Genomic DNA, 7,925 nt, shown 5'->3' with positions numbered 1-7,925 from the left:
ATCAACAAACTTGGCACACTATTGAGTTCTCAAACAACAGACACACCCGGCACCACCACAACCAATCAATCGGCCGTAGATCGCTCCGGAGCAACTTTTCAAACTTACCCGCTGGTCTCACTCTTGTCAAACCGGCATCCGCGACGTTCTCAGCCTGAGGCTTTCGTGTCGGTTTTTTCGGTCTGACTCCGTGGAGCAGCGCGGAAATAAACTCTACCACCACTTTGCCGGGATGGCCAACCAAGCCCCGAACAGCCCCCCGCACCCCCACCCTGAGGGCGGCAAAAAGCCCGGAATCTCAAGGAATTCCGGGCTTTTCGCCGCGCACTTAAGAGAGCGGGTTCACACTTTTCGGTCCGCCGGCCGCCAAGGGAACGGGTTTGAAGTACGCCGCACCCAAAGGCGGCAGCGTCACGGTCAACGATGCCGGCTGGCCATCAAGCCCTTCGTCCAGGGCAATCAGCTCGCCGCCATTCAAAACACCTGAACCGCCGTAGGCCGCAGCATCAGTGTTGAGCACTTCGGTCCAGGCCCCGGCAGCGGGAACGCCGAGGACATAGCCCACATGCGGCCCGCCGGAGAAGTTAACGGCGCACACCAACGGATTGCCGTCCTTGTCCCAGCGGACAAACGTCAGGACATTGCGGTCGGCGTCCCCACCGTTGATCCACTGGAAACCACCGGGCTCGTTGTCCCGAGCGTAGAGGGCCGGCGTCGAGCTGTAGAGCTCGTTGAGGTCCTTGGTGAGGAGCTGCAATCCGCGGTGCGCCGGAATGTCGGCCAGGTACCAGTCCAGTCCATGCTGCTCGGACCATTCAGCCTCCTGGCCGAATTCGGTGCCCATAAAAATGAGCTGCTTGCCCGGGTGCGCCCACTGGTAGGCAAAGAAGGCGCGCAGGTTGGCCAGCTGCTGCCAGCGGTCCCCCGGCATCTTCCGGAGCATGGAGCCCTTGCCGTGCACTACTTCGTCGTGGCTGATGGGGAGAAGGAAGTTCTCGGTGAACGCGTAGACCATCGAGAACGTCAACGTACCGTGGTGCCACTTCCGGTTGATCGGGTCCTCGGAGGCGTACTTGAGGGAGTCGTGCATCCAGCCCATGTTCCACTTGAGCCCGAAGCCCAGGCCGCCGTGGCTTGTGGGGGCGGTGACACCGGGGAAAGCCGTGGACTCTTCGGCGATCATCACCGCGCCCGGGTGGGTCTTGTAGACGGTGGCGTTGACTTCCTGGAGGAAGGAAATGGCTTCCAGGTTCTCGCGTCCGCCAAAGCGGTTGGGCGACCACTGCCCGTCTTCGCGCGAATAGTCCAGGTACAGCATCGAGGCCACCGCATCAACCCGGAGTCCGTCGATGTGGAACTCATCAAGCCAGTACAGCGCGTTGGACACCAGGAAGTTCCGTACCTCGGTGCGGCCGAAGTCGAAGATCAGCGTTCCCCAGTCGGGGTGCTCGCCCAGGTTCGGGTCGGCGTGCTCGTACAGGGGTTCGCCGTCGAACTGAGCCAGCGCCCAGGCATCCTTGGGGAAGTGCGCCGGAACCCAGTCCAGCAGCACGCCGATTCCGGCCTGGTGCAGGGAATCCACCAGGTACCGGAATTCGTCCGGATGGCCAAAGCGCGACGTCGGCGCAAAGTAGGACGTCACCTGGTAGCCCCAGGAGCCGCCGAAGGGATGTTCGGCCACGGGCATGAACTCAACGTGCGTGAAGCCCAGCCACTTGACGTAGTCCACCAACTCTTTGGCGAGCTCGCGGTAGCCCAGGCCAAGGCGCCAGGATCCGAGGTGGACCTCGTAGGCGCTCATCGCCGAATTGTGCGGGTCACGCTGGGTGCGTGCCGCCATCCATTCGGCGTCCTTGAAAACGTAGGACGGTTCCACCACCCGGGACGCCGTCAGCGGCGGGACTTCGGTGCCGAAGGCCAAGGGGTCCGCCTTTTCGACCCAGTGCCCGCTCTTGGACTTGATCTCGAATTTGTAGCACGCCCCTGCTAAAACGCCGGGAAGGAAGACTTCCCACACGCCCGAGGATCCCAGCGAGCGGAGCGAATTTTCGCGGCCGTCCCAGGCGTTGAAGTCACCTTTGACGCGGACCGCCTGCGCGTTCGGTGCCCAGACGGCAAAGGAGACGCCGTCAACATCGCCGAGGGAGGACTTGTAGTGCTGGACGTGCGCGCCCAGGACTTCCCAGAGCTTCTCGTGCCTGCCCTCGCCGATCAGGTGCAGGTCCACTTCACCCACGGTGGGCAGGTAACGGTACGGCTCATCCACCGTCAGGGGCGCGGCACCGGCGTAGGTGACTTCCAGCCGGTAGTCGGGGACGTGGCCGGCCTGCAGCGGTTCGAGGACTGCCACCCATACCCCGTTGTTTTCGTGGGTCATGGGCACTGAGCCCACGGCAGTCACCACGCTCACTGCCTCCGCGAGGTGCTTAAGCGTTCGGACCGTCACATGGCCGTGGTCGTCAAGGTGGGCGCCGAGCACTGAGTGCGGCGCGTGGTGTTCGCCGTTCGCCACGCGGGCCAACGTGTCCGGGTCCACGTGAAGAGGCACCCGGGGCCGGTCTGTACGTGCTGAGCCTGTCATTTTCATACCTTCCGATGCTGCTCCGGCCTGATCGCCGGAGCCTTTAACGCTGAGGAGCCGCCTGGACGCATTCGTTGGAATGGCCAGCCAGTCAGGTCTGTTCCGCAATTCATATACGACTTCATAAAGGGCCTTGTCCAGCCACAATGCCACAAAGAGCGGTGAAGTCCGGTCGATGGTGCCGGGTGTGACTGCGGCATAGCCGGCAAGGAACGCGTCCGCGCAATCATCGACCCAGGACGCCGGAACGCGCGCACCCTGATATTCGCGTTCCGCCGCGCCTGCCGCATAGTCGAAGGAACGCAGCATTCCCACCACGTCCCGGAGCGGAACATCGGGGAAGTTGCGTTCGGCGATGGGCCGCAGTGGCTCACCTTCAAAATCAAGGATGGCCCACCGGCCGGGCTGGCCGCCGTGGCCGGGGACCTGCAGGATCTGGCCGAGGTGGAGATCGCCGTGGATCCGCTGCAGCGGCCCTGCGGGCACGCCGTCGAGCTCGCCAAGCAGAGCCCCTAGCGCGTCGTCGTAAGGCCCGACGGCGGCACTGGCTTCCGCCCATGCCTGCCGGACCCGCTTGGCTACTCCTGGCGCAATGAGCTGACCCGGGGCCGGTTCAACCGCTGTGCCGAGTGCTTCCGCCAGCCGCCGGTGGACTGTGGCTGTGGCAGCGCCCAGGGCATGCGCCTCGGCGGTGAAATCAGCACCGGTGCGCGCGGCATCCACGGCAAGGCGCCAGGCATCGCGGCCGCCGGCGAGGAATTCGTGGGCTACGGCAAGCTCGCCCTGCGATGGCTCCTGTGCCGGGAGCCCCGATGACGCCGGCGCTTGCCATTCCCCGCGGACCCACCCCAGCGTGGCCGGAACCTCGAAGGTGCCCTGGGCCGTCAGTGCCGCCCCTACCTCGACCTCAGGGTTGATCCCTTCGGAGAGGACACGGAAGAATTTCACGATCGCCGCGGACTCGCCGTCGTCAACAATGACAGAGCTGTTGGACTGCTCGCCGGACAGGACTTTGACCATTCCGTGGGCGGTAGGCAGTCGGTGCTCCGACCGGGTGCGGTGGCCCGTCGCCGAGCCCGTGTTCGAGCCCGCTTCGGACCGGATCAGCTCCAGCCAGGAGGACACAAAGGATGGATCGTGAACGGCGTCGTAGATCCAGGCCATGCCGGCCCCGGGGGCCTGGCCTACCAGTGCCCGCTCCGCTCCGGCAAGCGGACTTGCCCGGTAACTCAGCGGGACCTGGACCACGTCAGTCCGGAGACCGCCGTCGGCCGTCCGGGAGGAAACAGCCAGCAGGAAGATCTCCAGCCGGGCCTGCCCGGCGGCATCTTCAAGGCTCAGGCTGCCTGCCTGTTCCAGCGAAAAATCGGCTGTCTTCACGGGGAACCACCGCTGGCGCGGAAGCCATTCGCGGAGGACGGCGCTTAGTGGGGCTGTGAGGGTGGGCTGGGCCATGTCAGTTCTCGATGGACAGGATGGGCAGTGCCTGCGTGTACGGGGAGGCTGGATTGGACGTCGCCGAGCGGACCCGTAGCCAGAAGAAATCATGGCTTCCCAGGGTCAGCGTCAGTGATCCGTCGTCGTCGATCCCGGGGAACGGCTGACCCCCGAACACATCGCGCAGCCCGCGGCCGGCAAACTGCGGAATCCGCAGTTTTGCCGCGACGGGGTGCTGCGAAAGGTTGAAGGCGCACAGAATGGTTTCGCCGGGCAGCCCTGCAGTGTTGTCATCCGACAGTTCGCGAAGATACGCCACCACGGCGTCGTGGTCGGCTTCGACATGTTTGAACGCGCCCAGCCCGAAGGCAGGGTGGTTCTTGCGGACGCTGAGGATCTGCCGGGTCCAGCGGAGCAGGGAACCGGAGTGGGCGGCCTCGGCTTCCACATTGGCCATGCCGTAGCTGTACACCAGCGACTGGATGACCGGCAGGTAGAGCTTGCCGGGATCAGCGTTGGAGAATCCTGCGTTCCGGTCCGGGTTCCACTGCATGGGGGTGCGCACAGCATCGCGGTCATCGAGCCAGATATTGTCCCCCATGCCGATCTCGTCCCCGTAGTACAGGAACGGGCTGCCAGGCAGTGACAGCAGCAGGGCATTGATCAGTTCGATCTCGGCCCGGGAATTATCCAGCAACGGTGCAAGCCGGCGCCGGATCCCGATGTTGGCGCGCATCCGGGGGTCCGGGGCATACCAGCCCAGCATCGCCGCACGCTCGTCGGCCGTGACCATCTCCAGCGTCAGTTCATCGTGGTTGCGCAGGAACGTTCCCCACTGCGCCCCTTCGGGGATCTCCGGGGTGTCATGCATGGTCTCGATGATCGGAGCGGCCTTCTGGTCCCGCAGGGCGTAGTAGAGGCGCGGCATGATGGGGAAATGGAAGGCCATATGGCATTCGGGCTCTTCCGCTGTTCCGAAGTACTCCACCACCTCGTTGGGCGGCTGGTTGGCCTCGGCGATGATGACGCGGCCCGGGTAGCCTTCATCCACCATGGCCCGCAGCTTGCGCAGGAAGTCATGGGTGGCCGGCAGGTTTTCGCAATTGGTCCCCTCTTCCTCGAAGAGGTACGGGATGGCGTCCGCCCGGAAACCGTCGATGCCCTGGTCCAGCCAGAAACGGACCACGTCAAAGAGCGCTTCGATGACCTTGGGGTTCTCAAAGTTCAGGTCAGGCTGGTGGCTGAAGAAGCGGTGCCAGAAGAACTGCCGGCGGATGGGGTCGAAGGTCCAGTTGGACTCCTCCGTGTCCACGAAGATGATGCGGGCGTCCTGGTACTTCTCGTCAGTGTCGCTCCACACGTAAAAGTCGCCAAAGGGACCGTCCGGGTCCTTGCGCGATTCCTGGAACCAGGGGTGCTGGTCCGAGGTGTGGTTCAGCGGCAGGTCAATGATGACCCGGACGCCGCGGGCATGGGACTCGGCCACGAGCCGCTTGAAGTCGCTGATGGTCCCGAACTCATCCAGGACGGAGTTGTAGTCCGAAATGTCATAGCCGCCGTCACGCAGCGGCGACTGGAAGAACGGCGGCAGCCACAGGCAGTCCACGCCAAGCCACTGTAGGTAGTCCAGCCGGTCGATCAGGCCGGAGAAGTCGCCCGAACCGTCGCCGTTCGCATCCGCGAAGGCCCGCACCAGCACCTCATAGAACACAGCTTTCCGATACCAGAGCGGATCGTGGGCCAGGCCAGGGGCGTTCAGCTCAAAGGTGCTCTTGGGGGTGAAATGCTGGCTGGAACTCTGCGGGTTAAAGCTCACTGATGCAATCTCCTCACGCTCAGGATGTGGGCGGGTTCAACGTGCGCGTCCAGGCGGACGTAGTTGTATTCGCCCCATTCCCAGGATTCACCGGAAATGAGGTCATCCACCCGGAACCCGCCGTTGGGCGACAGATCCTCGGGGTCCAGTTCCAGCGCAGCCAGATCCAGTGAAATAGTGCTCTCCCTGATGGCGTGCGGATCAACGTTGACCACCACAATGATGGTGTCCTTGGTGCCGTCCGGCAGGGTCTTGTGCTTGGAGTACACCACCGTGGCGTCGTCGGTGCTGTGGTGGACCGTGAGATTCTGCAGGTCCAGCAGCGCCGGGTGGTTGTGCCTGATTGCGTTGAGCCTGGTCAAGTACGGCGCCAGGGTCCGGCCTGAGGCAGCGGCAGCGTCCCAGTCACGGGCTTTGTATTCGAATTTCTCGTTGTCGATGTACTCTTCCGCGCCGGGGCGGGCAACATGCTCATAAAGTTCGTAGCCGGCATAAACGCCCCACAGGGGGCTGGCGGTGGCGGCCAATGCGGCGCGGATCTTGAACGCCGCCGGACCGCCGAACTGCAGGTATTCCGTGAGGATGTCCGGCGTGTTGACAAAAAAGTTGGGCCGGAAGTACGCCGGCGACTCGTGGCTGACCTCCGTGAAGTAGGTTTCGATTTCCTTTTTGGTGTTCCGCCACGTGAAGTAGGTGTAGGACTGCTGGAAGCCCGCCCGGCCCAGGGCGTGCATCATGGCAGGGCGCGTGAACGCTTCCGCGAGGAACACTACGCCAGGGGTCTTCTTGTTGACCTGGCCAATGAGCCATTCCCAGAACCACACCGGTTTGGTGTGCGGATTATCCACCCGGAAGATCTTCACGCCATGGCTGACCCACAGCAACACGACCCGCAGGATTTCCTTCGCAAGCCCTTCCGGATCATTGTCGAAATTGAGCGGGAAAATGTCCTGGTATTTCTTGGGCGGGTTTTCCGCGTACGCGATGCTCCCGTCAACCCGGGTAGTGAACCATTCCGGGTTGGACTGCACCCAGGGGTGGTCCGGCGCGGCCTGCAGCGCCAGGTCCAGGGCGACTTCCAGGCCCAGTTCGTTGGCGCGGGCAACAAAGGCGTCGAAGTCCTCGAACGTGCCCAGTTCCGGGTGGATGGCGTCGTGGCCGCCCTCCTTGGCGCCGATGGCCCAGGGCGAGCCGGGATCATGCGGGCCGGCAATCAGGGTGTTGTTGGGGCCCTTTCGGTGCTGGATACCGATGGGGTGGATCGGCGGCATATAGAGAACGTCGAAGCCCATTTCCGCCACCGCGTCCAGCCGCTTCGCCGCGGTCCTGAAATTCCCGGACGTCCATGCCCCGGTGGTGGCGTCCCTGACGGCGCCTTCGGACCGGGGGAAGAATTCGTACCAGGCTCCACGGCCTGCGAGATCGCGCTCCACCAGCAGCGGGAACTGCTCGGAAACGGTGATCAGTTCGCGGATCGGCTGGCGGTCCACCACGGCGGCGACGTCCGCGCCGAAGCCGGCTGCCAGACGCTCCTCATCGGTGAGGGACCCGTTGCCCAGAATGGAAGACGCCATGCGCAGGGTACGCCGGTCCGACGCATTGCGGGAGGCGTCGGCGGCCGCCTCCGAGAGCAGCGCCGATCCTTCGGCGAGCATCAGCTCAACGTCGATGCCTGCCGCCACCTTGACTTCGGCGTTGTGGTGCCAGGTTCCGTAGCGGTCGTGCCAGGCCTCGATGAAAAACGTCCAGTTTCCAACGGCCGACGGCGTGAGGATGCCCTCCCAGCGGTCGGTACCGAGGCCGCGTTCCCCCCTGGGCGGCGCCAGCCTGACGCGCTGGCGTTCCTTCCCGCGGGGATCCAGGAGGACCGCGCTGACACCCAGTTGGTCATGCCCCTCCCGGAAGGCCGTGGCGCCCACCACAATTCCCTCCCCCGGCAGGGCCTTGGCAGGATACTTCCCACTCTCCACCACAGGCTGCACTGCAGTGATCGGAAAACGGCCAATTCTTAGCCCGTCGGTGATTTGGCCTTTCGGCTTTTTCTTTGAGGCGGCAGGGGTTACTGAGTTAGTCGTCACAGGCTCGACGTTA

The 7,925-nt window shown here is 64.0% G+C and carries 4 protein-coding genes; 1 reads left to right on the top strand and 3 read right to left on the bottom strand.

Going from position 1 to position 7,925, the window contains the following annotated elements; all coding sequences use genetic code 11:
- The coding region (locus tag NG698_RS15495) for a hypothetical protein (RefSeq protein ID WP_252610865.1) at positions 1-186 on the top strand (186 nt) is incomplete at its 5' end.
- A gap of 142 nt (positions 187-328) precedes the next feature.
- Here the strand turns inward: NG698_RS15495 and NG698_RS15490 are convergent.
- Genes NG698_RS15490 through NG698_RS15480 form a run of 3 tightly spaced genes read right to left on the bottom strand, consistent with a single transcriptional unit; the run spans position 329 to position 7,912 of the window.
- Positions 329-4,036 carry a 1,4-alpha-glucan branching enzyme gene (locus NG698_RS15490; RefSeq protein WP_252610863.1) on the bottom strand — a complete coding sequence of 1,236 codons (3,708 nt, stop codon included), beginning with the start codon at positions 4,034-4,036 and terminating at the stop codon, positions 329-331.
- 1 nt (position 4,037) lies between these two features.
- The gene (gene treS / locus NG698_RS15485; RefSeq protein ID WP_252567160.1) at positions 4,038-5,834 is read right to left on the bottom strand and encodes a maltose alpha-D-glucosyltransferase; all 1,797 of its coding nucleotides are present in this window, start codon (positions 5,832-5,834) and stop codon (positions 4,038-4,040) included.
- Positions 5,831-7,912 (bottom strand): alpha-1,4-glucan--maltose-1-phosphate maltosyltransferase, encoded by a 2,082-nt coding sequence (locus NG698_RS15480; protein ID WP_308293042.1) that lies wholly within the window; start codon positions 7,910-7,912, stop codon positions 5,831-5,833. The genes treS and NG698_RS15480 overlap by 4 nt, the downstream gene beginning before the upstream one ends.
- Positions 7,913-7,925: the final 13 nt, after the last annotated feature.

Source organism: Pseudarthrobacter raffinosi, assembly GCF_023913735.1.
Taxonomy (GTDB): domain Bacteria; phylum Actinomycetota; class Actinomycetes; order Actinomycetales; family Micrococcaceae; genus Arthrobacter; species Arthrobacter raffinosi.
The sequence above is the reverse complement of the archived record's forward strand: the minus strand, read 5'-3'. Positions and strand labels throughout refer to the sequence as shown.

Excerpts from the sequence above, each read along its gene's own strand:
- NG698_RS15490 (WP_252610863.1), bottom strand. The coding sequence starts at position 4,036 with ATGGCCCAGCCCACCCTCACAGCCCCACTAAGCGCCGTCCTCCGCGAA.